The following is a 24,352-nucleotide window of genomic DNA, read 5'->3' as shown; positions in this document are numbered from 1 at the left end:
GGGGGAGCAGAGGGAGTTAACTCAAAGTTCTACCTTACCGATTCCCTGACGAATGACGAATGACGAATGACAAATGACAAATGACAAATGACAAATGACAAATGACAAATGACAAATGACAAATGACAAATGACAAATGACAAATGACAAATGACAAATGACAAATGACAAATGACATTTTTTCCGAAATAAGGCTGAACAGATTGATATGAAAACTATAGCTCGTCCAGAAAAAGCCGATCGCACCTATGCAACCTAACCACCCCTCCCTAGAGCAGCTCATTTTGGAAAATGCCAGTCTGCGCCAGGAAATCGCCGCCTTGAAGCAGGAAAATGCGGATTTAGAAATTCTGCTGGAGACGACAACGGAACATTCGGATACCGTTACCGCCCAGTTGCATAATCAGGCAATTCAAGCCGTACTCGATAGTGAAAAACGACTGTTGCAATTTCTGGAAGCCATGCCCGTGGGTGTAGCGGTATTGGATCATCAAGGATGTCTGTACTATATTAATCGTAAGGGAAAACAGTTAACCCGACATCGCATCCCTCTGGGAGTCAATGCGGAAAAATTAGCTAAACTTTATCACATTTATCGCAGCGGAACCAACCAACTTTATCCCTTTGATCAGTTACCGATTGTGCGAGCGCTTCAGGGTGAAACTTCCACGGCTGATGACCTAGAAATCCGCCACGGGGATCAGGTGATTCCCCTAGAACTTTGGGGAACACCGATATTTGATCAAGACGGGACTATTATTTTTGCGATCGCGGCGTTTCAAGACATCACCGATCGCAAAAAAGCCGAAGCCGAACGCATTCAGTTTACCACGGATCTGTTTGCCCTCAATCAAGCCTTATCCCGCTTTGTCCCCCGCCAATTCCTTCAATTGTTGGAGAAAGATAGTATTGTCGATGTGCAACTGGGTGATCATGTACAAAAATATATGTCCGTTTTATTTTCTGACATTCGTAATTTTACCACCATTTCCGAAAAAATGAATCCGGACGATAATTTTAAATTTATCAATTCCTATTTTAGTCGCATGGAATCAGCCATTATTGATAACCAAGGGTTTATTGATAAATATATTGGTGATGCGATTATGGCACTCTTTAGTGGTAATGCAGATGATGCACTTAAGGCGGGAATTACCATGTTGCATCGGCTGGCTGAGTATAATAGTCATCGTACCAAAACTGGCTATGTGCCGATTCACATTGGCATTGGGATTAATACTGGCTTGTTGATGTTGGGTACAGTAGGCGGTGCATCGCGCATGGATAGTACGGTGATTAGTGATGCTGTTAATTTAGCGTATCGGATGGAAGGATTAACTAAAGCTTATAGTGTACCGTTGTTGATTTCTCACCACACGTTTTGCCAGCTCAATAATGCCAATGACTATAGTTTTCGTGTGATTGATAAAGTTAAGGTTAAGGGAAAATCTGAGGCGGTGAGTGTTTATGAAGTCTTTGATGCAGATGAATCGGAAATGCAACAGGCTAAGTTAGTCACAAAAACAACCTTTGAACAAGCCCTGTTATTTTACAATCTGGGTAAGCTTGACGTAGCCGCTAGTCTGTTTGAACAGTGTTTGCGCCAAAACCCTGAAGATAGCGTGGCTCGAATTTATCAGTTACGCTGTTTTTCCGGAACCTACCCCCCTCCCTAAAATCTATGTTTAACATTCCCGGTTATCAGATTTTATGCCAAATTTATGAAAGCACTCAATCGATTGTCTATCGAGGAATTCGCCAAGCGGATCAGCAAGCGGTTATCCTTAAACGCCTGAAGACTAATTATCCTACACCGGAAGAGATTCGCAAATATAAGCAGGAATATCAACTCACTCGCTGTCTCAATTTGGCAGGCGTCGTCAAAGCCTATCGCTTAGAACAGTATCAAAACAACGTAGTCATTATATTCGAGGATTTCGGCGGCGATTCTTTACAGCTATTGCTTAATCACCATCCACTGACTCTGGCTGAGTTTCTAGATATCGCGATTAAAATAACCGATAGTTTAAATCAAATCCACGCCGCTACTATTATCCATAAAGATATTAACCCCAGTAATATTGTTTACAATCCCCAAACCGGACAAATTAAACTGATTGATTTTGGCATTGCCAGTGTTTTGAGTCGGGAAAATCCGACTCTACAAAACCCCAATGTTATCGAAGGGACTTTAGCCTATATCTCCCCGGAACAAACGGGCAGAATGAACCGATATGTGGATTATCGCACAGATTTTTACTCGCTGGGTGTCACCTTTTATGAATTGTTGACCGGAAACCTCCCCTTTGAGGCTCAAGATGCGATGGAGTTAGTGCATTGCCATCTGGCAAAATATCCCACACCTCCCCATCTTTTAGACGGGAGTAAACAGATGCAGGAAGGTAAGGGAGTGGGGGAGATACCCCAGGCGGTTTCAGACATTGTGCTTAAACTACTCGCGAAAACAGCAGACGAACGCTATAAAAGTGCCTTGGGACTTCAAGCGGATTTAGTGATTTGTCTGATGCAATTAGAGGCAAATGGCTTTATCGAACCCTTTCCCGTTGGCGAAAATGATGTCAGTGAAAAATTCCAAGTTCCTCAAAGAAATTATGGTAGAGATGCTGAATTAGCCACCTTACTCGCCGCCTTTAACCGTGTGGCTAATGGCAGCAAAGAATTAATGCTTGTATCGGGTTCCGCTGGGATTGGAAAATCGGCATTAGTCCAGGAACTTCATCAACCAATTGTGCAAGAACGGGGCTATTTTATCGTCGGTAAATTTGACCAATTTAAACAGAATCGCCCCTTCGCGTCTTTAGTGCAAGCCTTCTCTGACTTAATCGGACAAATTTTAACCGAAAGTGAAGCAAAAATTGCTGATTGGCGTTCTCAACTGTTAGAGGCGTTTGGTGTTAATGGTCAAGTTATTATTGACGTTATTCCTAAACTTGAACTGATTATCGGTCAACAGCCTCCTGTACCCGAACTTCCGGCGACAGAAGCGCAAAATCGCTTTAATCGATTGTTGGTTCAGTTTATTCAGGTGTTTGCTCAAGCAGAACATCCTCTGGTTATTTTTCTGGATGATTTGCAATGGGCAGATTCGGCGTCTCTGGATTTGCTGGAACGATTACTGACTGATGTCGATAGTCGTTATCTTTTAATTATTGCTGCCTATCGGGATAACGAAATTAACCCAGTTCATCCTTTAAATAGGTTGCTGGAGAAGAGTCCTAATCTGGGTGTGGCAGTTAATCAAATTAATCTCAACCCCTTAGAGTTAATCCACCTGAATCAGCTAATTGCCGATGCGCTGGATTGTTCTTTAGAGGAGGTAAAATCCCTAGCAGAATTGGTTTGGAACAAAACCCAAGGAAATCCTTTTTTTGCTAACCAGTTCTTAACCTCTATTTATAACCAAGGGTTACTTCAATTTGATTTTGATTCAGGTTCATGGCAGTGGGATATTCAAGAGATTGCCGCGCAAACGGTATCCGATAACGTTGTTGAATTTATCGCCCAAAAACTGCAAACGTTATCAGAAAATACTCAGTCGGCTTTACAGCTTGCGGCTGGAATTGGTAATGTCTTTGATTTAACCACGTTAGCCGCTATTTATGATAAATCACCATTAGAAACTGCCATTGACTTATGGGAGGCGATTCAAGCAGGACTAATTATTCCTCTGGGTGAAGATTACAAATTTATTCAATCTGCTGTACTTACCACATCTAGTTATTTCACTGACAATGATCAGAATGACAATTCCCCTTCTCTTACATCACCAATCAGTGTCACGGTTAATCCTTCATATCGATTTATTCATGACCGAATTCAACAAGCTGCCTATTCTTTAATTCCTGAAACGGAGCAACCTGGCATTCACCTGCGAATTGGTCAGTTTATGCTGAAAACAACTCCACCAGAAAAGCAGGACGAGAAACTATTTGATATTGTCAATCAGTTAAATATTGGTATCTCGTTAATCACGCATCAGTCTGAGAGAGATGAAATGGCTCAATTGAATCTCTTAGCTGGACAAAAAGCCAAAGCTGCCACTGCCTATGAATCGGCGGCTAATTATTTAAATACAGGATTGAATTTGTTAGCCACGGATAGCTGGCAGCTTCAGTATGGCTTAACAGTAAAACTCTATTATAAAGCCGCAGAAACTGCTTATTCACAAGGAGAGTTTGCCGCCGCAAAACAGTTAGGAACGGTTATTTTAGACAAAGCCAATGTATTGCGCGATCGCGTCAAAGTCTATGAACTGATGATGCAGATTAGTATCGCCCAAAATCAGCTACTTCAGGCGATTGATATTGGTTTAGAAACCCTGGAAATGCTGGATGTTTTTTTAGTCGAGTCTAACGGAGGAAATAGACAAGTTGAGTTACCCTCGCTCACCGATTTAGACGACTTTCCCCAAATGACTGATCCGCAGAAAAAAGCAGCAATGAGACTACTGGTTACCGTGGCATCGGCTACCTATTTAGCCAAGCCGGAACTCTTGTTCCAGGTAATCTTAACTATGGTCAATCTTTGTCAAACCTATGGGCTTTTGCCAGAGTCTACTTACGCCTATTCAGTATATGGATTGCTTCTCTGTGGAATGTTGGGAAAAATAGAGGAAGGCTATTACGCCGGGGAATTAGCGCTGAGACTTTTAGATCAATTAGAAGCAAAGGCGCTTAAGTGTAAAGTGCTGCACCTGTTTAATGTCTATATCCACCACTGGAAAGCCCATGCTAAGGATACCTTAATTCCCTTGCGATCGGCAATTCAATCTGGATTGGAAACTGGGGATTTAGAATATGCGGGGTATTGCATGACCAATGATTGTACCTATTCGTTTTTTATTGGTACTCCCCTGGATGTTGTCGAGAAAAAGCATAAACACTATATTAAATCCCTCTCTAAAATAAACCATACATTTTCCCTTTATTTAACCCAACTCTGGCGACAAGTCTGCTTGAACTTAATTGAAGAAGTCGAGTCAGTAGTGCAATTGCAAGGGGATAGCTTTGATGAACAGAAAACTCTGCCCTACTTACACCAAACCAATAATCATACCTTACTCTTTTTTGTCTATTTAGCCAAAGAAATCCTCAGTTATTTATTTAAAGAGTTGAATTTAGCGATTTCCGTAACCCATCAGACTGAGGCATTTGCCGGATCAGCACAGGGATTAATCGTTTATGCGATTCATCTGTTCTACAATTCACTCATCCTCTTGGCGCAGTATCCCACTGTAGAACCCTCTGAACAAGAACAGTATTTAAATAAAGTCATTGCTAATCAAGAAAAAATGCAACATTGGGCGAATTATGCCCCGATGAACTATCAGCATAAGTATGATTTAGTGGCAGCAGAGAAAGCGCGAATTTTAGGAGACTTTCTCAAGGCAATGGACGATTACGACCACGCGATTCAGGGCGCAAGAGAATATGGATATATCCAAGAAGAAGCCTTAGCCTATGAACGCGCCGCCGAATTTTATCTCAGTCTCAATCGAGTAGAAATTGCTCAAACGTATATGACTAAAGCGCATTATTGCTATAGTCGCTGGGGAGCCAATGCTAAAGTTAGGGACTTAGAGGAACGCCATTCTCAGTTAATTGAACGGCGGACAAATTTCCGTTCAGCCGACAGGAAAACCTCCGGCGTCAATCCCTTTATTCAAACCTCTAATGGGAGTGATTCGTCTCGCTTAGATTTGACCAGTGTTCTGAAAGCCTCTCAAGCGTTGTCAGGAGAAATACTTTTAGATCAATTGCTGGCAAAGTTCATGCAAATTCTGATTGAAAATGCAGGTGCAACTCAAGGCTATTTGATTCTGTCTACTCAAGGAGAACTGCTGATTGAAGCGGAGGCGGCGGTGAATCAGGAGACGGTTAAGGTGTTACAGTCGATTCCAGTAGAAAGTAGTACTGCTGTGGCAACAAGTATTATTAATTATGTGGCACGTACCCACGAAACAGTGGTTTTACATGATGCTATGAATCAGGATAAATTTACTCAGGATGTCTATGTGATCCAAAATCAGTCTAAGTCGATTTTGTGTAGTCCATTGCTGAATCAAGGCAAACTATCCGGATTGATTTATTTAGAAAATACTTTAACGACGGGTGCTTTTACCTCAGACCGACTAGAACTGCTGAAACTCTTATCCTCTCAAGCCACAATATCAATTGAAAATGCTAAACTTTACGCCGAAATTCGCAGCAATGAAAGTCGATTAAGTCAACTTTTAGAAGCCGTCTCTGTGGGAGTCGCGGTTATCGATAAGCGGGGCAAAAGTCACTACTTGAATCAACGGGCGCAGGAGTTACTCGGCAAAGGAATTATACCCGATATAAACTATGATAAAATTGCTGAAATTTATCAAAACTATGTCGCTGGAACCAAGCAGCTTTATCCTAATGATAAATTACCCATGGTAAAAGCCTTACGTGGTGAATATGCGACGGCGGATGATATTGAAATCCATCACGGCGATAGAATTATTCCCATCGAAGCCTGGGGAACACCTATTTTTGATGAACAGGGGAATGTTATCTATGCGATTGTCGCCTTTCAAGATATTACCGAACGTCGCCACGCTGAGGCTGAACACGAACAATTTACCCAAAAACTCTCTCAACTGAATCTGGCATTTTCCCGGTTTGTGCCGCGTCAATTTCTCCAGTTTTTGGATAAGGACAGTATTGTGGAGGTACAAGTTGGGGATCAGGTGCAGAAGGAAATGTCGGTGTTATTTTCTGATATTCGGGATTTTACCCAACTCTCGGAAACAATGACACCGGATGATAATTTCAAATTGATTAATTCTTATTTACAATGTATGGAACCGACGATTGTGGATAATCAAGGGTTTATCGATAAGTATATTGGCGATGGGATTATGGCACTCTTTGGCGGTGAGGTTAATGATGCGGTGAACGCCGGAATTGCCATGTTGCATCGACTGAGAGAGTATAATAAAAAGCGCCGGAATCAGGGTGATAGTCCCCTGAGAATTGGTATAGGGATTAATACGGGTTCTTTGATGTTGGGGACAGTTGGCGGATGCAATCGCATGGATACGACGGTAATCAGTGATGCGGTGAATTTGGCGTCTCGTGTGGAAGGATTGACGAAAGAGTATGGTGTGTCGTTGTTAATTTCCCATCATACGTTCTTAGGGTTACAGCAACCGACTGACTATGCGATTCGTTTAATTGGTCAAGTACAGGTTAAGGGAAAAGCGGAATTAGTCACAGTTTATGAAGTCTTTGATGCGGATTCTCCGGAGATAAAAGCTGGGAAGTTGGCGACATTGCAACTGTTTACTGAGGCGTTATCGTTTTATCATCTCCGGGTTTTTGAGCAAGCCGCACATCAGTTTGAAAAGGTTTTACGGTTGAGTCCTAGGGATAGAGTGGCTCAACTGTATCTTAAACGTATCCGGGGGAATGGGTGAGGCGGAATGGGGGGTTGGGTTTCAACAATCAAGACGCGCCATGGCGCGTCTCTACATTCTATTCCCAGGCGTCGAGGTCTATGGCTTTTGAGCCGCCTCGTTCTAGCTGTCCTAAAAGTTTACCCAACTGATACCACACTAACCAACCAATGAATAGAGTTAGGGGTAGGGAAATGGTGTAAGCCAGGAATGTGGGAAAGCTAAAAATTTCTAACCCAGCCGCCAAAAATACGCAAATTCCGACGGAAATTCCTAGGAATGGGATGAATAATGGCAATCCTTGCATTTGAGCCAGACTGCGAGAGGAACGGTTTTTTGACCATTCCTGTACCTTTTGTTTTAGGGTGGCTTCAAACGCCGCACCGCAGGTAATCCCAGCCAATAAACCCATCACTAACAATAAATAAGGCGGTTCATGAAAATAATACACAAAGCACTCCCAGCGTATAAGTCCGATACAGCCAGATTGTACACTGTCTCCAGCCTTTAAGCGGTGACGTAATGAGTTATGATTTACTGTGGCGATGTGACTGACGTGAGTAGAGCCAAGCCGATCGCATCCAGACCCAACCCAGAAAACTCCCGATAAAATAAGCGGGGAAATCTGACCACGTAAAGGTATTCCCCAAGATAACCCGACCCAGTAACGTGGCTCGGATTGCCTGCAAAAATGGAGGTTGCCATAGTTGCAGAACCTCCAGGAGACACGTAACCAGAAAGACGCCTACCGCCGTCCACAGGGGTGACGCTTTGGGAAAGAAAAGTCCAACCAAGAGAATCCAGAAAATCTCATAGGCAAAGCTACCTAGGCGGTCATTCAGCCATTCCGGTGCAGGTAGGTAAAAGCGGACTCCATACCCCAAGGGCGCAATCAGGATAATGCTGATGAGCAGAATAATGCGATATTTCAAAATAGGATAATAAACTACCCAGACCTGCTATCGCTCTCGGTCTGGGTTTTCAGTAGCCCTGAAGTCATCAAACAAGCTAAGCTGAACATATTCAATAGTTCGATTTAACTTGCACGACAACTTCGTGCCTCTAGGCTGGTTTATAGACAGCCCCACAAGTGCAATATTATTGGCTCCGTTGAAGTCGGCATCCCCATGCCAACCACAATGCCCACACTTAAAAGTCTTGCCACTACGGTAAGACTTTCCCTTTACTGGGTGAATGTGCAGACACTTGTGACACATTTGGGAAGTATAGGCAGGGGGAATTGGGATAACTTGAACACCAGCACCAAGGGCTTTATACTCGATAAACGTTCGCAGTTGATAGAACGCCCACGAGTTTGAACGTCGTCGTTCAGTTTTGCTTCTGGGTTGCTCGTTAGTTCTTTCCCTGATGCCTGTCAAGTCTTCTATAGCAATTGAGGCACTTAACTCAACACCTCGACTCCGCTCGGTGTTGACGCTGAGCGGAGTCGAAGCGTCAACTGCCCGTTTGACCACTGACTTAGAAATATTATGGTTGAGCCATTGTTGGTAGCGTCTCTCCCTCCCCGACAGCCGTTTCAAAACTTCTCGACACCTACGTCGAGTTGTTCTCGTACCTTTCGAGGCTTTTTTCTGGAGAGATGCTCGGGTTTGAGCAAATTTATCTCGCACCGACTGGATATGTTTGCCGTCCCACTTTTTATCCTCTGATGTGACGGCAATGTCACGACGCCCCAAGTCAATTCCAATCATTTGATCAGCATCCTGGGGGGAGGGAGGGGTGTCCTTAATCTGAATATGCAGATAGAACTGACTATCGCGGTGCTTGCAGAGTTGAGCTGAGGTTGGTTTTCTTCCTTTGAGTTTTCCTTTCTGGTAGTTACCTGGCTTTAACTCAACCCGCTCTCTACCTTGAACAGTAGCGATACTTACCGTCCAGTCGTGTTCACGAAGTCGAAACAAGTCCTTGTCACAATCCATGCTGCTTGGCACAAAACCCTTGACAGGTTTGCCTTTTTGCTTAGCTGTTTTCCGGTTAGCTGCTACCCTGGCGCAAACCCTGATCGCCATATTCGCTACCAGGTTAAATTGACTTTTAATGGTTTGATAAGTCAGCGATTGGATAGCAATCTTATTGGTCAGCTTTGGATTGGTATGTTCGTTCACGTAGTTGCAAGCATCCGCAAACGCCTGAAGGGTCGCCTCTAGTTTGGACACCTGTTCAGGAGAGGGTTGAAGCTTTACGACTATCGTGAGAACTTGTTTCATGATTACTATCATGCCACTGGGCGGGAATATTGGAAATCTGAGGGGGTGACAAGGAACTTGAAGGTACTACTGGGTGTAGGGTGTAGGGTGTAGGGAAAAATTGACGCTTCGACTCCGCTCACTTCGACTCCGCGAGGGCGTCAACACCTCGACTCCGCTCGGTGTTGAACTTTACTCAGGGAGTCACCAAAAACTCTATTGCTTATTCATTTTGACCCTGAAGTCCTTCCAGTTGACGTCGTTGCCTCGCCAGAAAGAGCGCTTGCTCCTTACCCTATCTCCTCTTATGGGCTTTTGTGTTCCTTACCGATTTACCCCACACCCCATACCCCATACCCTGCCTACCTTTGACTTAGTTTGTCACCCCTTCAGATTGGAAATACTTCGGGCATCTAACCCTCGTATTTCCCGCTCTCCCCCTACGGCTTACCTCCACTTCGTTCCGGTTGAAGCCATAGCCCCTCGCGATTCGGGTGGTCAACCTCTCTACACCCATCGCTTTAACTCAGGATTAGCACTCAACTCTAATTCTGGAAACGCATAAACGACAACGCCTGTATCGGGGTCATTGTCAATATTCACATACCCGGACTTGACCAAATCGTTCAACGTCGCTTCTACTTCCGCAAACCCTCGTCCCGTATCGACAACCCCCTGAGTCACGGACAATTTACCGCCTCTGACTTCAGCCGCTTTTACTAATTGGACAACAAAGGTTTTGGTGAGGAGAGGGAACAGGGAATAGGGAATAGGGAATAGGGAACAGGGAACAGGGAATAGGCTATAGAAATTTTGTCCCCCAGCTTCCCCAGCTTCCAGACGTAGCATGCTACGTCTCTACAAGCTTCCCCAGCTCCCCCATCTCCCCCTAAATCACTATTCCCACTCAATCGTTCCCGGTGGCTTAGAGGTAATATCGTAAGCCACGCGATTAACACCTTTAACTTCATTCACAATCCGATTAGAAATGATTTCGAGTAAATCGTAAGGAACTCGTGACCAATCCGCCGTCATTCCGTCCTCACTACTCACCAAACGCAGCACAACCGGATACGCATACGTGCGCTGATCCCCCATTACCCCAACACTGCGAATCGGGAGTAAAACAGCAAACGCTTGCCACAGCTCATGATAAAGTCCATGTCGATTAATTTCCTGGCGAACAATCAAATCCGCATCGCGCAGAATATTCAGCCGTTCTGCGGTGACTTCGCCAATAATCCGAATCGCTAATCCGGGTCCGGGGAAGGGATGACGCCGCACAATTTCTTCGGGTAAACCAATGGAACGTCCCACTTTGCGAACTTCATCTTTGAATAGTTTCCGTAAGGGTTCCACTAGCTTAAAGCGCAAGTCTTTGGGTAAACCCCCGACGTTATGATGACTCTTAATTTTCACCGCCACCCGTTCCCCGGTTTTGGGATCAACATTAGTATCCGCTGACTCAATCACATCGGGGTAAAGCGTACCCTGAGCCAAATAGTCAAAAGGACCCAGAATTTTGGATTGTTCTTCAAAGACACGAATAAACTCGTGACCAATACGACGACGCTTTTCTTCAGGATCAGTCACCCCTTCCAGCCGAGCCAGGAAGCGATCGCGGGCGTTAACATATTCTACAGGAATATGAAATTCGCCCTGAAATAGCTTAACCAACCGTTCTGGCTCCAGTTTTCGCATGAAGCCTTGGTCAATAAACATACAGGTCAATTGGTCGCCAATCGCCTTGTGCAATAAGAAGGCTAGGGTTGAGGAATCCACACCTCCAGACAGAGCTAGCAGTACCCGTTTATCTCCCACCTTGGCGCGAATTTCGCGAATTGCTTCCTCGACAAAGGCTTCCGTTGTCCAAGTGGGTTCGCAGTCGCAGATGTGATAAACGAAATTGCGAATTAACGCGATACCGCCAACCGAATGCACAACTTCCGGGTGAAACTGCACCCCATAGAGCTGCTTCTGGTGATCCGCGATCGCGGCACAAGGAGTATTCTCGGTATGGGCTAGGACTTCAAAGCCGTCTGGCAATTCCTGACAGGAATCTGCATGGCTCATCCACATCGTTGAACGTTCTTCCACGTTCGTCAACAAGTCCGTGGGATCATCGATATGCAGCGAGGCTTTGCCATATTCTCCCCGTTTAGAGCGAGTTACTTTCCCACCGAGTTGCTGTACCATTAACTGCATCCCATAGCAAACCCCCAATATAGGAATACCCATAAGCAAAATTTCGGGATCACACTGAGGTGCAGCGTCATCGTAGACGGAATTCGGACCTCCCGATAGAATAATTCCTTTGGGACTCAGTTGTCGGAGTTTTTCGGCGCTGGTGCGATAGGAGATGACTTCTGAATACACCTGGGTTTCGCGGATACGACGAGCGATGAGTTCTGAATATTGAGAGCCAAAATCCAGAATCACAATCATCTGGCGATGTAACTGGTTTTGTAGAGTGGTTGTGGGTAATGTCTCTACTGGTTGAGATGCGTTTCCTGTTGGTCTAGTCACTGCTTTGTCCTGTAAGCGCAATTTGAGTAATATAAGGATATATCTCGCTGAGCAAGTCTGCTACTGATAGCAAGAGAATCTATTGGTTTAACAGAATACATATTCTTACAAACTTAACATAATTGCGAAAGTAATGTTGCTCCCCATGGGCTAGTGACGATGACTTGGCGGTTGCGATCAAATAACAGGGAACCGACTCGTACTTCTTGCTGGCTATGCTTATAAATATAGTCTTGGCTACGTTTATCTATCGTAGACGCGATCGCCCGATAAATCTGATTCACCCAATCACTCCCCTCCTTAGCATCCAATTGCCGCAAATAGGTCAACGCGGCTTCGGTGGTGGGACTGGTAAAAACTGCCTGTAAAATCGGCGTGGGTAATCCCACTTGAGCGCCATGAGCGGTGAGAACTTCCAAGCGTCCATCGGCTAAGTGATGATGGGTGTGAAAAATTCCACCGGCTAACTTGATTAGCTTACCATGATACCCGAATAATAAAAGTCCAGGGATTTCCTGCAATCCCGCCGCCACTAATAGGGGACCGAGCCAATTAGCAGTTTTGACTAATTGTTCGGGATTAATGCCCATCTGTCGCGCCAAACTTAACCCATTTTCTCCCACACAGAAGACTAAACAATCAAAACAGAGGGCTTTAATTTGCAGTTGTTCGCGATAAGCTTGCAGTTGCTCAGGAGCGCTTAACGGTTGAGAAATACCTGTCGTTCCCAACAATGATAATCCTTCTAGCACACCAAACGCAGCATTCGATGTCCGTTCTGCTAGAATACGACCTTCGGGTAAAATAATTGTCACCTGAATTTTTTCATCGGGTGCAAGTAAGCGACTTAGATTCCTTTGTAATAACGTCTCAGCATAGCCATAAATTGCCGCTTTTCCTGCGGCATTTAATTGTCGTCCAATTCCTTCACCGCCGACTATCTGTACCTGTTCGGTTTGCTCAGATTGTCCCCATTCCACAACTGCCCAAATCGGAGTATTTCGGGTTATATCAATGTTATCCCCCGGATCACTGCGGGTAATTGCCAATGCCATTCCTGGGTGAATTCCGGCGACTTGCTCAATCGGAATTTCTGCCGTTTCTGGAGGTTCAATTAAATCTACAGATACGGCATCTAGGGGTTTAGCTTGGCGCAACCACTGCAAAGCCGCAATAGCGGAAGCACAAGCAAAGACGGGTAGAGTATATCCAGATCTCAATGAACTACCCAGACCTCAACGAAGTAGGTCTGGGTTTCTACAACCAGACCAGTAGGACTGTGTTTCTGACGCTTCATTTGTCCTAGTTGCTTCATGCTTCCCGTTCGCTTGCGCTTACAAGTTTCTGAAGTAGAGCTAGAGACATCAGCGTCTACGAGGCTCGTTCCAAACCCCGGTAGAATTCCTAACGCCCACAAAAGCATTACCAAAGCAGCGGCTAAATCGCGATCCATTGTGAGTCCACATTTATGACAATGGTGAACTCTTTCATCTAAGGTCTTTTTTTGTTGATTTCCACAGTTAGGACAAGTCTGGGATGGTTTGACTTTTCGAGTAGGAACCTCAACAAAGACTCCGCCCGCGTCTTTTACCTTGTATTCAATCGCTGACCTCAGCATTCCCATTCCCACGTCTAAAATGGATTTGTTTAGTCCAGCCTTTTGCTTTTTTCGTTTACCTTTTTTAGAAGAGCGGGTCATTTTAGAGACTTCTAGTTTTGACCTAGCAACGAAGCTATTACAGCGAACAATATCTGTTGCTACTTGGTGTACCCAGTTTTGACGCTGATTAGCTACCTTACGGGAAAATTTGCTAATTTTCGCTTGGGCTTTTTTCCACCGACTAGAGCCTTTCTGTTTCTTCTTTCTATTGGGCGCTGTCTTACGACGCTTTCCCTTGGAAAGATGCTTGATTTTTGCCTCAGCTTTTCGTAGAAATTTAGGGGGCCTCATAAAAGAATGGTTTTCCCCATCAGTTATCGCTAATGCCGACTTGCAACCAAAGTCGATGCCAACTGAACCAAAATCTGTTTGTCTTGTCGCCGCCTTTAATTCAGTTAGATTAACGGTTATACTTGCATACCATTTTTCATTACGGTAGACAAGGGTGCAGGTTGTTGTCATCCCCCAGATCCGGGCTTTGCCGCGCATTTGGATTGAACCAATTTTGGCTAATTCCAGATAACCGTTATCACCCGTTGTGTGAGCATTCCATCCCGTTTTACTTGGATAAGTCCAGCCAGAGTAATGCTTAATTGACTTGTATTTAGGACGTTTGGCTAACCCTTTTAACCACCGATTAAATGCGTAATCAACACGCTTTAAAGTGGCTGGTAGAGTCATGCAGTTGCATTCCTTATACTCTGTCCAAACTTCCTTAAAAGCAGGTAAAGAGTTTTGTTGCTCGAAATAGTCAACCCAATGGTTAAACTTTTGGTACTGGGTGAACCGATTACAAACAGCAGCGTTGTACAAATCCTTGTGCAACTTACGGTGATACCGCAATGTCTGCTCTTGCTTTTTATTGGGGTATAGCCGAAAAGTTACACGTCTTGTTGGCATCGCCGTTCCCTCCTGTTACACTTAACATAGCATATTGAGAGATCACGTTCATCTATTGGTAGATTTTCACCCAGACAACCACCTATCATCTCTGATTGGTAGCATGAAGTCTGCATCTAGTCGAATCATCAGAAAAGACTTTGCTGCTCAACTGTCAAAAACTCATACTAAGTCGGCATTTTGGTCAGGTTCTTATTATGTTGCTTCCACTGGTGGTGCGCCCATTGAGAGCAATTTTGGCTTACATCAAATCCCAAGACGCACCTCAAAATTAACCCTGAGCCAAGTCGAAGGGTTGATTGCCTCCGTTCCTCCGGCAATCCGCTATCCCTCCCCACCCTCCTGAGTCGGCGAAGGATCTGCTGAGGGTGGAGAGGGATAGCGAACACGTTGACATGGTAGATCATTAGATTCTGCACTTGGACAAAGCGACGCCCTAAACCCAGCCAATAACATCCCGAATCTGAGACTTGGCATACTCGCAATCAATATGCTGCTGTGCTTTAGATAACGCGGTTTCCGGTCGCTTGTACCAGCGTTGCGATCGAATACAAAGACCATCTCGTCGAGTGGCTTCCCAGGAATAACGGGCGCGGTCTACTACCAACCACACTTTATAACCCCGATGCTGTTGTTGGGGAAATTTCAACAGACCAATCTCAGCTAGCACGCTTAAGCGCATCTGGGAACGAGCTAACCGTTTCATCAACTCCAGAAAGCAAACAGCAGCGCGTTTAGCATCATCATGAGTTGGGTAACGATAGCGATCTCTGGGTTCAAACTTAAAGTCAGATCCAATCAGTGAAAACCGGAACTTCCCTGACGCTTCCTCAACGAAAGTGACTCGCCAGGAGGTTTTGGGGTATCGAACGCAGAAGCCAGAAGGCTGAATTTTGACCGTCGCTGTCATCTGAAGTATGAAATATAAAGGATGAAAGACATCGAGAAAGGGTAGAGATCACCATCAAAATCTTCAGGCGTCTCACTGGATGTCGGAATCGTTACCACGCCAAAATCCATCATAGCTTTTTCCACGAGGCATCTGCCTCAGCAAATAGTCGCATGTTCCCGAAAAAAGTCGATACTGATCTACCTATCTCAGGCTGGGAAATGCTAAGGTTAATGGCACGCTCCTTAAGCTTTTTGGAATCGCCGAAACCATTGATATACCTTAGGGTGGGTTGAGCGAAGTCGAAACCCACCAGCATACCAGTCCGTACCATTCATGTTAAGGTAGCGAAGCTAACCACTTGGAAAGTTCATCCCATCCAGGAGTGAGGAAATGTCAGGAGTATTTCCACCCCGACGACACAAAAAACACAAGACAACCGTAAAACGCTTTCTCCTGTTTACTGGACTAAGTTTAATCAGTTTTATCCTCTGGGGAGTCATCACCCAACACCGAGTTACCGCCTCAGAGGTTATGCCTACTCAGATAACGACCAACACCAACACCTATTGGCAAGGAGGTTCGTTTCCCGTTGAGAATTTTCAGGCTTATACCTCCCCCTACGGCTACCGTCGTTCTCCCCGTGGCTCAGGTACAGAATTTCATCGCGGCTTAGACATCGCCGCACCCGAAGGCAGTTACATTCGCAACTGGTGGGCAGGTCAGGTGGTCTCCCTCTCCGATAATACCGCCTGTGGCACGTCTATCACCATCCAATCTGGTGAGTGGAAGCATATCTACTGTCACCTCAAAGGTCATGTGGAAACAGATAGCCAAGGCGTGTATTTGAGCGATCGCAGTGGCGGGATTCAACTCTGGAAAGGTCAACAGATACCCACTGGCACTCGAATTGGTCGCGTGGGTATGACCGGGCGCACCACGGGTCCTCATTTACATTGGGGGGTAAAGTACGCCGACAAATACATTGACCCCGCCTTAGTTCTCCGGGAAATGTACCGACAGCAAACGGCATCGAACTAATAGGACACAGCAAAATGCTGAAACCAAAACCCGTCAATCTCTTCCCTTCTGCATGGTTGGTGAGCCTGTCGAACCACTGCCCTCTGCCCTCTGCCTTTTGCTATAGTAGCGAGCTTTCTGGCTCGCACTACAAGGATTTCGTCATTGTTGACATTAAGGTTTGAATGCAGATGACATAAACCTTACAGCCTTCTGCCTTTCTTCTTCTGCCTTCTTAATGTATCACCGCCATTTGTTTTTCCGGCAGTTGGGTGTGTTCAGCAACAATTTGTCGAAATTGCTCCCCTTCAATGGTTTCCTGCTCTAACAAAATATCAACTAAGCGATCAATCAACGGTCGATTGTCGCGAATTAGCTGACGCGCTTCCTCATAGCATTCCATCGCGATCGCTTGCACTCGATGATCGATTTTGGCGGCAACTTCTTCGGAATAGTCAGATCGCTGCGTCCAACCGCCGCCGAGAAACACTTCGCTGTTCGGGCGTTCCAGAGCAACCGGACCTAAATCAGACATCCCATACCGAGTCACCATCTCACGCGCCAGTTCTGCCACTTTCTTAATATCACTAGCCGCACCAATGGTCACTTCACCATGACCAAAGACTTCTTCTTCCGAAGCCCGACCCCCTAAAGCAATGGTAATCTGATCAATGAGCCACGTCCGAGGCAAGTACAGATCCCCCAGATCAGTAGAGCGACTGATATCCATAAATTCCTCATTGGGTAAGGGTTGGGCAAATCCACCCACGCCACCGGAACGGGGCAAAATGGTCACCTTGTTTAAGGGATCAGAATTTTTCAGGATAGTTATCAGCAAGGCATGTCCAATCTCGTGGTAGGCAATTAATCGCTTTTTCTTACTATCCAGAAGCGGCGTCATTTGCAGACCAATACTGACGCGATCGATGGCATCATCAATTTCTAGAGGTGTAATTGCCTCTTTACGCCGTCGGGCGGTGAGGATCGCCGCCTCGTTGAGTAGGTTCGCCAAATCCGCGCCCGAAAATCCTGGAGTGCGTCGCGCGATCGCTTCTAAGGATATCTCCGGTGCCAATTTTTTATTCCGACTATGGACATCCAATATTCCTAGGCGTCCATTATAGGTAGGCAGATCGACCATAACATGGCGATCAAATCGCCCAGGTCTAAGCAGGGCGGAATCTAAAACATCGGGACGGTTGGTCGCTGCAATGATGATAATCCCCGTATTCCCCTCAAATCCATCCATTTCCGTGAGTAACTGGTTGAGGGTTTGCTCTCGCTCATCGTTACCCCCACCGATTCCCGCACCCCGTTGTCTGCCAACGGCATCAATTTCGTCGATGAAGATTAAACAGGGAGCATTTTCTTTGGCTTTTTTGAATAAATCCCGCACCCGTGAGGCTCCCACCCCGACGAACATCTCCACAAACTCACTGCCCGAAATGCTAAAGAACGGAACCCCCGCTTCTCCCGCGATCGCTTTTGCCAGCATGGTTTTTCCTGTACCCGGAGGACCGACTAACAGCACCCCTTTGGGAATACGCGCACCAATGGCGGTAAATCGTTCCGGTTGTTTCAGAAACGTGACGACTTCTTGCAATTCTTCTTTGGCTTCTTCAATCCCTGCCACATCACCAAATTGTATCCCGGTTTTCGCTTCCATCTGAAAGCGAGCGCGGGATTTGCCAAAGTTTAACGCTTGACCCGAACTACTCGCAGAGCGGCGCAGAATCATCATCAGTCCGGCGAGCAATAGTAAGAGAAAAAATAACTGCATCACCAACCCTAAAGCGGCGGAATTATTCGTGGTTGGCGTCACATCCAAGGGAATATTGGTGTTCCGCAGTTTCCCAATCAGTTCGCCATTTTGCTCCAGTAGCATGATTTCTTGGGGCGGTTCGGCGTCTTCCTGTCCGGCGAAGTAGACTCTGGCAACATCACGGGCGGGGTCAAGTTCAACTTTTTTGATAGTACAATCCGTTTGCGAGGTCTGACTCGGTGGGATCTCTTCATCTGGGGATGAGGGTGGCGGAGTGCACTCATCAATTTTCCGCAAAAGCTGCCCATAGCTTAACGATGGCTTTTGTTCCGTCTGTTGCGCTTGGGCAGGGACACCTAGCATCACACCTTGAACGATCACTAAGCTGGTTACCATACGCCACCAATAACCGAGTTTAACCTGTGGCGGCTTTGGCTTACCCGTTGAACCTCTACGCGGTTCTTGTCCCATCCATGATCTCATCCAGGAACTGTTGTTCATCGAAAATTTCCCTTGTTGGTCCTGTCTATTAACTCGCAGCGTTATGCTGCCAAGGCGTGACGCGGCACGTTCAACTGCTTCCCAACCTCTAGTTTAGCGTTCCTCCAATCTAGCCGTGACTAGGAGAGGATGCAATCGTGTTTTCGGAAAACTGAAGGGGGGACCAGGGATTGGAAGAGGAGGCAGGGTGTGGGGTGTGGGATGTGGGATGTGGGATGTCAGTAACCAGGGAACTAAGGTATTTTGTATTAGAAAGTATTAATTGGCAAGACATGGTAAAAATTGTTGGCATCAATGGTAGCCTGCGACCTAAATCCTATAGCTATCAAGCCTTAACCTTAGCCATTCAGCGTGTGCAAGCCTTGGGCGCATCCACGGAAATTCTTGACCTGCGACAGATGCAGTTACCCTTTTGTATTGGTAGCGATGACTATCCCGGTTATCCCGATGTCATCCGGTTACGGGAAACGGTACAGGAAGCCGATGGCTTAATTTTGGTTACACCGGAATATCATGGCGGCGTGAGTGGGGTACTCAAAAATGCCCTGGATTTGATGACATTTGACCATTTATCGGGTAAAGTGACAGGGCTGCTCAGTGTTTTAGGCGGTCAAGCTAACAGTAATGCTCTCAATGAACTCCGGCTGATTATCCGTTGGGTTCACGGTTGGGTGATTCCTGAGCAAATCGCTTTTGGTCGGGCGTGGCAAGCGTTTGGTGAGGATGGCAAGCTTTTAGATGAGAAACTCTCGAAGCGTTTAGATCAGTTTGCGGAAAGTTTAGTTGATCATTCTCGCAAGCTGCGGGGCGTGTTATAACATTTTTTACTAAAACATGACTGAACGAAGATTCGTTTAAATAGCGTGTTGGTTGTTTCTTGTTCTCGCTGTCCTGTTGCCAAAATTTAACGGAAGTGGTTTAATAGTAAGCCACTTATTTATCGCCGCTTTTAATGCATTGACAAGCTAAATTGTCAATACCTCTTATATTTAATTTTGTCAACAAATATAAAATTTAGTATAAATTTAACAATTATTTTTAGTAAACTTAAACTCTCATTTGTAAAAATTAAAATAGAGGGAGTCAATCACCTTCGCTTTGTTACTCAAGAATACCTAAGACCCATGATGATATCAGCCATTCCTTCACAACCGACGAGTGCTTCGGCTCAATGTCTTTGTAGCTATGCCAACACAACTAGCTCCCTGCAAGTGATTCGGATTGGTAACCCTAGCGCTTACAGTTTTGAGCGTATTGTTTTCCCTGGCGATCGCCTGTTGTTTGAAGCAGCATTGGATGCTCAACTCGAAGTTTTATCAACTTATCTGGGTCAAGCGATCAAGATTGAAAAAATTCCCTGTCGCCAGTTGCAGGTTGAAGTTGATCAGCCTCGGTTATCAGCTTAAGAAATAAATAGCATAAAGAAGGCACATTGGTATAGGTTCTCAAACAAAACTTAACATTGTTTGAAACTCATGTTGCCACAATAGATAAGGACTGGGGAGGAAGATCGGTTTCCTCCTCTTTTTTTGTGCTTGTGGGGACGTGCGATCGCGCCGAGATGCCGTATAATTAATCCGCCCAATAGCATCTGCCAGAGAAACCGCGATGAGTTACCGCATGGATCGCCGCGCCTACGCTGAAACGTATGGTCCGACTGTAGGCGATCGCATCCGTCTTGCTGATACTGATTTGTTCATTGAAGTGGAACGCGATTTCACCACTTATGGGGATGAAGTCAAATTTGGTGGCGGTAAAGTCATTCGGGATGGGATGGGACAATCTCCGATATCTAATGCGGATGGGGCGGTGGATCTGGTGATTACCAATGCCCTAATTTTGGATTGGTGGGGAATTGTCAAAGCTGATATTGGGATTAAAGACGGTAAGATTTTCCAGATTGGCAAAGCCGGAAATCCCTATATTCAAGATAACGTCGATATTATTATTGGTCCGGGGACTGAAGCCGTGGCTGGTGAAGGGATGATTCTCACCGCTGGGGGGATTGATGCCCATATTCACTTTATCTGTCCCCAACAAATCGAAGTCGCGATCGCATCCGGGATTACTACGATGTTAGGCGGCGGTACAGGACCCTCGACAGGGACAAACGCCACGACTTGCACACCGGGTCCGTGGAATATTTACCGGATGCTACAAGCCGCCGATGCGTTTCCGGTAAATTTGGGATTTCTGGGCAAAGGCAATAGTAGTCAACCCCAAGGACTTGTAGAACAAGTGTTAGCGGGGGCAATGGGGTTAAAGTTACACGAAGATTGGGGAACCACACCAGCCACAATAGACACCTGTCTCAGTGTCGCGGATGACTATGATGTCCAAGTCGCCATCCATACCGACACCCTCAACGAAGCCGGATTTGTAGAAAACACGATCGCGGCATTCAAAAACCGCGCCATCCATACCTACCATACCGAAGGTGCAGGCGGGGGTCATGCCCCTGATATTATCAAGGTTTGTGGACAAGCCAATGTTTTGCCCTCATCCACGAATCCCACTCGCCCCTATACGATGAACACCCTGGAAGAACATCTGGATATGTTGATGGTATGTCATCACTTAGATCGGGGGATTCCAGAAGATGTCGCCTTTGCCGAGTCTCGGATTCGCAGGGAAACGATCGCGGCTGAGGATATTTTGCACGATTTAGGCGCATTTAGTATGATTGCCTCCGATTCCCAGGCGATGGGGCGAGTCGGGGAAGTAATTATTCGCACCTGGCAAACAGCGCACAAGATGAAAGTGCAACGGGGCGTTTTATCTTCATCCTCTGAGGAAACAGTGGATCATGATAACTTCCGGGCAAAGCGGTATGTAGCAAAGTACACGATTAACCCCGCCATTACCCATGGTATTGCTGACTATGTGGGTTCAGTGGAGAAAGGGAAGCTGGCAGACTTGTGTTTATGGAAACCCGCCTTTTTTGGCGTGAAACCGGAGATTGTGATCAAAGGGGGTATGATAGCCTGGTCTCAAATGGGAGATGCCAATGCCAGTATACCCACACCCCAACCGATTCACAGCCGTCCGATGTTTGGCAGTTTTGGCGGTGCGATCGCGGCTACGTCGTTAACCTTTGTATCTCAAGCGGCATTAGATCGAGATATTGCTACACAATTGAAGTTACAAAAATCTGCCGTTGCGGTGTCCAATACCCGGCAAGTGAGTAAGCGAGATATGAAATTAAATGATGCATTACCTGAGATGGAAGTTGACCCAGAAACCTATGAAGTTAGGGCAGATGGCGAATTGTTAATTTGCGAACCAGCTAAGAGTTTACCCATGGCACAGCGTTACTTTTTGTTTTAAGAGAACAGTCATCTATAAAAAGGATTATAAAAAAAGGGTAATTATAGCAATAGACACATCGATTAGGACGTTCGGCACCATTGTAGAGACGCGCCATGGCGCGTCTCTACTAATTGGTGTAATCTTAGATCTATGGTACGCGATCGCACCAGGTTGCCAGTAATCGCTTAGACTCAGGTTTTGCACCACTTTGGAGCCACTCAATCGGTGTCTCTTCTTCCACTTTATCGGGGTTTACCCACACAATCTCTTTGAGTGCGTTAATGTCAACAGCCGCCTGACTAAAAAATGTTCTGGCTGTATTATCATCCAACGATATCACAGTTTTATCTGTCGCGATCGCGGCTTCCAGTAATCGTAAATCTTTGAACATTTCTGCACACTGTCTGTCAGTACCAGCAATCCGATAAATTTTATCCCATAACTCCTTATCCACTGACACATTTAAAAAGACAAACTTCCGTTTAGCTACCATCCGACGACGCCATCTAAGCGCAAATACTGATTGATGCTTATCCCACTCGTCTTTAATATCCGGCGTCATGACAACTTTGTGACAGATATCCAAAACAGCTTGTAAAAAATCCCGACAGTGTATTGAAGTTGGATGAATCGCATCCTCTCCACCCGATGAACGGGCAACTGACGCATCAATTACCAGTCGCTTTGAAATCCCTTTAGCTACCACTCGAACCTTCGGATAAACGAGATTCAGCCGCATTTAAATAGCGACTTTCTAGCTTTAGAGATACATCACTAAAATCTTCGGGGAAATCTCCAAAAGCACCTGCTTCATCTAAATCAGCACTACTAATTTTTGTCATCCCATCATCTCCCCGTGTAAACCAATGCAGTTTGACCAAATCTGGTGATATTTGGCGTTCTGCGACTAATGATTGAACGGCTAAAAGTAGCAATTCACTGTGAGTTTCTATAACAACACGGACACCCCGTTTAGCTGCATCTGCTAGTATATTCGCTAAAGCAACTTGTGCGCGAGGATGAAGGTGAAGTTCGGGTTGTTCTATGTACACTAACTGTCCTGGTTCTGCTACCAGAAGCGCTACTAGAACTGGCAAAACTTGAGAGACACCAATACCGACATCAGCAATGTTAACCAGATCATTGGCATTATCTCTTCCTGGTAAACGACCTACACGCAATTCAAGCTGAACATCATTAATTTGTCTAGCTTCAACTGTCCAAGTCAGTCCCAACATCTCAAGAGCTTTACCCAAACTCACAAGTCGTTCATCTTTTGTTTTCTGCCATTGATTTATTAGGCTGGCAACATAATCTTCAAATGTTCCAGGAAAAGGACTGGCTGTCGCTGCATTTTTGTAATTCCTTTCTGGATTTTTCCTTGATCCAGGAATATATATGATTTCATGAATGGCTTGCATGAAAATATCGGCAGGATTAAAATCTTGCCTCAAAATCTTATTTGTATGAGGCTGTATTGGGTATTCAAATACTTGAAACGCCAGTAGTGTGAATGAAATTCTATTTTTTCTGACTTCAAATTTTAATTTTTCTGGTTTATAAGTATATTTTTTGCTTTCTAATTCAACAGTCTCAGTAGACTGTTTTGTAGTTACAAGTAAGTTGTTGATAATCCAATCCGGAAATGCATTCTTAATCTCTTCTTCCGCGAAATTTAGTTTAATGGTTTTAATTTTCTCTAATTCATCACTGTCTGAATCATCCTTATATCTTAATTCTATAATATCAATTCCTTGCCCCGGTACACCTTCAAATATCATTTGAATAAAATGCTCAAATCCACTGTGTTTTAATTCAAGTACAGTATTAAATTGACTTATTTCATTTTTGTCAGATTTTTTAGACAGAATTTGTTCTACAGAAGTAAATCGTACATTCGGACCATTTAGTAACAATGCACCAGGGTCATAGGTAGCTTCTAGAGTTTGCTTCATTAGCAATAATGGCTGCATGATGCTGGATTTACCGGAACTATTCGCACCCGCCAGAATGGTTAAGGGACGGATTTCAATACTGCACTCGTCATAGAGTGACTTAAACCCCTGTACAGAAATTTTGGTAATTCCCTGAACTTCCTTATCGTTGCTTTCAGGCGATGTTGATTGACTCATAA

At 45.2% G+C, this 24,352-nt stretch carries 18 protein-coding genes and 1 pseudogene; 7 read left to right on the top strand and 12 right to left on the bottom strand.

The window, feature by feature from the left end; translation table 11 throughout:
• Positions 1-34: 34 nt before the first annotated feature.
• The gene (locus tag RIG27_RS31775) at positions 35-178 is read right to left on the bottom strand and encodes a hypothetical protein (RefSeq protein WP_446351059.1); all 144 of its coding nucleotides are present in this window, start codon (positions 176-178) and stop codon (positions 35-37) included.
• A 70-nt stretch (positions 179-248) separates the two neighbouring features.
• Between RIG27_RS31775 and RIG27_RS31770 the strand changes: the two genes are divergently transcribed.
• Positions 249-1,676, top strand: a complete 1,428-nt coding sequence (locus RIG27_RS31770) for an adenylate/guanylate cyclase domain-containing protein (RefSeq protein ID WP_446351058.1) — start codon at positions 249-251, stop codon at positions 1,674-1,676.
• A 5-nt stretch (positions 1,677-1,681) separates the two neighbouring features.
• Positions 1,682-7,465, top strand: coding sequence for an AAA family ATPase (locus tag RIG27_RS31765; RefSeq protein ID WP_446351057.1), 5,784 nt, complete (start codon positions 1,682-1,684; stop codon positions 7,463-7,465).
• A gap of 58 nt (positions 7,466-7,523) precedes the next feature.
• Here the strand turns inward: RIG27_RS31765 and RIG27_RS31760 are convergent, their stop codons facing one another.
• The 7 genes from RIG27_RS31760 to RIG27_RS31730 all read right to left on the bottom strand — a co-directional run bounded on the left by RIG27_RS31760 (position 7,524) and on the right by RIG27_RS31730 (position 14,737).
• Entirely contained in the window at positions 7,524-7,895 is a 372-nt protein-coding gene (locus RIG27_RS31760; protein ID WP_446351056.1) for a hypothetical protein, read from the bottom strand.
• A 76-nt stretch (positions 7,896-7,971) separates the two neighbouring features.
• On the bottom strand, positions 7,972-8,376 hold the full coding sequence (locus RIG27_RS31755) for a ribosomal maturation YjgA family protein (RefSeq protein WP_446351055.1): 405 nt from the start codon (positions 8,374-8,376) through the stop codon (positions 7,972-7,974).
• Between the two features lie 27 nt (positions 8,377-8,403).
• Positions 8,404-9,684 (bottom strand): RNA-guided endonuclease InsQ/TnpB family protein, encoded by a 1,281-nt coding sequence (locus RIG27_RS31750; protein ID WP_446351054.1) that lies wholly within the window; start codon positions 9,682-9,684, stop codon positions 8,404-8,406.
• Positions 9,685-10,158: 474 nt separating this feature from the next.
• Positions 10,159-10,500: a hypothetical protein gene (locus RIG27_RS31745; protein WP_446351053.1), complete on the bottom strand. Its 342-nt coding sequence runs from the start codon at positions 10,498-10,500 to the stop codon at positions 10,159-10,161.
• 48 nt (positions 10,501-10,548) lie between these two features.
• Positions 10,549-12,096 (bottom strand): glutamine-hydrolyzing GMP synthase, encoded by a 1,548-nt coding sequence (gene guaA, locus RIG27_RS31740; RefSeq protein ID WP_446351061.1) that lies wholly within the window; start codon positions 12,094-12,096, stop codon positions 10,549-10,551.
• A gap of 194 nt (positions 12,097-12,290) precedes the next feature.
• On the bottom strand, positions 12,291-13,397 hold the full coding sequence (gene cbiD, locus RIG27_RS31735) for a cobalt-precorrin-5B (C(1))-methyltransferase CbiD (RefSeq protein ID WP_446351052.1): 1,107 nt from the start codon (positions 13,395-13,397) through the stop codon (positions 12,291-12,293).
• Entirely contained in the window at positions 13,394-14,737 is a 1,344-nt protein-coding gene (locus RIG27_RS31730) for an RNA-guided endonuclease InsQ/TnpB family protein (protein WP_446351051.1), read from the bottom strand. Before RIG27_RS31730 ends, cbiD begins: the two co-directional genes overlap by 4 nt.
• 40 nt (positions 14,738-14,777) lie before the next feature.
• Between RIG27_RS31730 and tnpA the strand changes: the two are divergent.
• A pseudogene (gene tnpA, locus RIG27_RS31725) lies at positions 14,778-15,012 on the top strand (IS200/IS605 family transposase); the annotation flags it as partial.
• Between the two features lie 161 nt (positions 15,013-15,173).
• Here the strand turns inward: tnpA and RIG27_RS31720 are convergent.
• Entirely contained in the window at positions 15,174-15,647 is a 474-nt protein-coding gene (locus RIG27_RS31720; RefSeq protein WP_446351050.1) for a hypothetical protein, read from the bottom strand.
• 372 nt (positions 15,648-16,019) lie between these two features.
• On the opposite strand from RIG27_RS31720, the gene RIG27_RS31715 reads away from it, so the two are divergent.
• A complete protein-coding gene (locus tag RIG27_RS31715; protein WP_446351049.1) occupies positions 16,020-16,667 on the top strand; it encodes a M23 family metallopeptidase in 648 nt (215 codons plus the stop codon).
• 214 nt (positions 16,668-16,881) lie between these two features.
• Here RIG27_RS31715 and ftsH read toward each other — a convergent pair whose 3' ends face one another.
• Entirely contained in the window at positions 16,882-18,909 is a 2,028-nt protein-coding gene (ftsH, locus tag RIG27_RS31710) for an ATP-dependent zinc metalloprotease FtsH (RefSeq protein WP_446351048.1), read from the bottom strand.
• Positions 18,910-19,181: 272 nt separating this feature from the next.
• Between ftsH and RIG27_RS31705 the strand changes: the two genes are divergently transcribed.
• From RIG27_RS31705 to ureC, 3 genes are all read left to right on the top strand, one after another.
• A complete protein-coding gene (locus tag RIG27_RS31705) occupies positions 19,182-19,727 on the top strand; it encodes an NADPH-dependent FMN reductase (RefSeq protein ID WP_446351060.1) in 546 nt (181 codons plus the stop codon).
• 306 nt (positions 19,728-20,033) lie between these two features.
• Positions 20,034-20,315 carry a DUF1830 domain-containing protein gene (locus RIG27_RS31700; protein ID WP_446351047.1) on the top strand — a complete coding sequence of 94 codons (282 nt, stop codon included), beginning with the start codon at positions 20,034-20,036 and terminating at the stop codon, positions 20,313-20,315.
• 202 nt (positions 20,316-20,517) lie between these two features.
• Positions 20,518-22,236, top strand: a complete 1,719-nt coding sequence (ureC, locus tag RIG27_RS31695; protein ID WP_446351046.1) for an urease subunit alpha — start codon at positions 20,518-20,520, stop codon at positions 22,234-22,236.
• A 130-nt stretch (positions 22,237-22,366) separates the two neighbouring features.
• Here the strand turns inward: ureC and RIG27_RS31690 are convergent, their stop codons facing one another.
• Positions 22,367-22,957 (bottom strand): hypothetical protein, encoded by a 591-nt coding sequence (locus RIG27_RS31690; protein WP_446351045.1) that lies wholly within the window; start codon positions 22,955-22,957, stop codon positions 22,367-22,369.
• The gene (locus RIG27_RS31685; RefSeq protein ID WP_446351044.1) at positions 22,914-24,350 is read right to left on the bottom strand and encodes an AAA family ATPase; all 1,437 of its coding nucleotides are present in this window, start codon (positions 24,348-24,350) and stop codon (positions 22,914-22,916) included. Before RIG27_RS31685 ends, RIG27_RS31690 begins: the two co-directional genes overlap by 44 nt.
• Between the last annotated feature and the right edge of the window lie 2 nt (positions 24,351-24,352).

The organism is Coleofasciculus sp. F4-SAH-05 (genome assembly GCF_040222985.1).
GTDB classification, from domain to species: domain Bacteria; phylum Cyanobacteriota; class Cyanobacteriia; order Cyanobacteriales; family Coleofasciculaceae; genus Coleofasciculus; species Coleofasciculus chthonoplastes.
This window is presented reverse-complemented; position numbering and strand designations above follow the sequence as displayed.

What these genes read in the sequence shown, in the direction of transcription:
- RIG27_RS31715 (WP_446351049.1), top strand. Translation starts at nt 16,020, where the DNA reads ATGTCAGGAGTATTTCCACCCCGACGACACAAAAAACACAAGACAACC.
- RIG27_RS31705 (WP_446351060.1), top strand. Translation starts at nt 19,182, where the DNA reads ATGGTAAAAATTGTTGGCATCAATGGTAGCCTGCGACCTAAATCCTAT.
- RIG27_RS31750 (WP_446351054.1), bottom strand. Translation starts at nt 9,684, where the DNA reads ATGATAGTAATCATGAAACAAGTTCTCACGATAGTCGTAAAGCTTCAA.
- RIG27_RS31700 (WP_446351047.1), top strand. Translation starts at nt 20,034, where the DNA reads ATGATGATATCAGCCATTCCTTCACAACCGACGAGTGCTTCGGCTCAA.
- guaA (WP_446351061.1), bottom strand. Translation starts at nt 12,096, where the DNA reads ATGATTGTGATTCTGGATTTTGGCTCTCAATATTCAGAACTCATCGCT.
- RIG27_RS31730 (WP_446351051.1), bottom strand. Translation starts at nt 14,737, where the DNA reads ATGCCAACAAGACGTGTAACTTTTCGGCTATACCCCAATAAAAAGCAA.
- RIG27_RS31745 (WP_446351053.1), bottom strand. Translation starts at nt 10,500, where the DNA reads ATGCTACGTCTGGAAGCTGGGGAAGCTGGGGGACAAAATTTCTATAGC.
- ureC (WP_446351046.1), top strand. Translation starts at nt 20,518, where the DNA reads ATGAGTTACCGCATGGATCGCCGCGCCTACGCTGAAACGTATGGTCCG.
- RIG27_RS31765 (WP_446351057.1), top strand. Translation starts at nt 1,682, where the DNA reads ATGTTTAACATTCCCGGTTATCAGATTTTATGCCAAATTTATGAAAGC.
- RIG27_RS31690 (WP_446351045.1), bottom strand. Translation starts at nt 22,957, where the DNA reads ATGCGGCTGAATCTCGTTTATCCGAAGGTTCGAGTGGTAGCTAAAGGG.
- RIG27_RS31770 (WP_446351058.1), top strand. Translation starts at nt 249, where the DNA reads ATGCAACCTAACCACCCCTCCCTAGAGCAGCTCATTTTGGAAAATGCC.
- RIG27_RS31720 (WP_446351050.1), bottom strand. Translation starts at nt 15,647, where the DNA reads ATGACAGCGACGGTCAAAATTCAGCCTTCTGGCTTCTGCGTTCGATAC.
- RIG27_RS31775 (WP_446351059.1), bottom strand. Translation starts at nt 178, where the DNA reads ATGTCATTTGTCATTTGTCATTTGTCATTTGTCATTTGTCATTTGTCA.
- ftsH (WP_446351048.1), bottom strand. Translation starts at nt 18,909, where the DNA reads ATGAACAACAGTTCCTGGATGAGATCATGGATGGGACAAGAACCGCGT.
- RIG27_RS31685 (WP_446351044.1), bottom strand. Translation starts at nt 24,350, where the DNA reads ATGAGTCAATCAACATCGCCTGAAAGCAACGATAAGGAAGTTCAGGGA.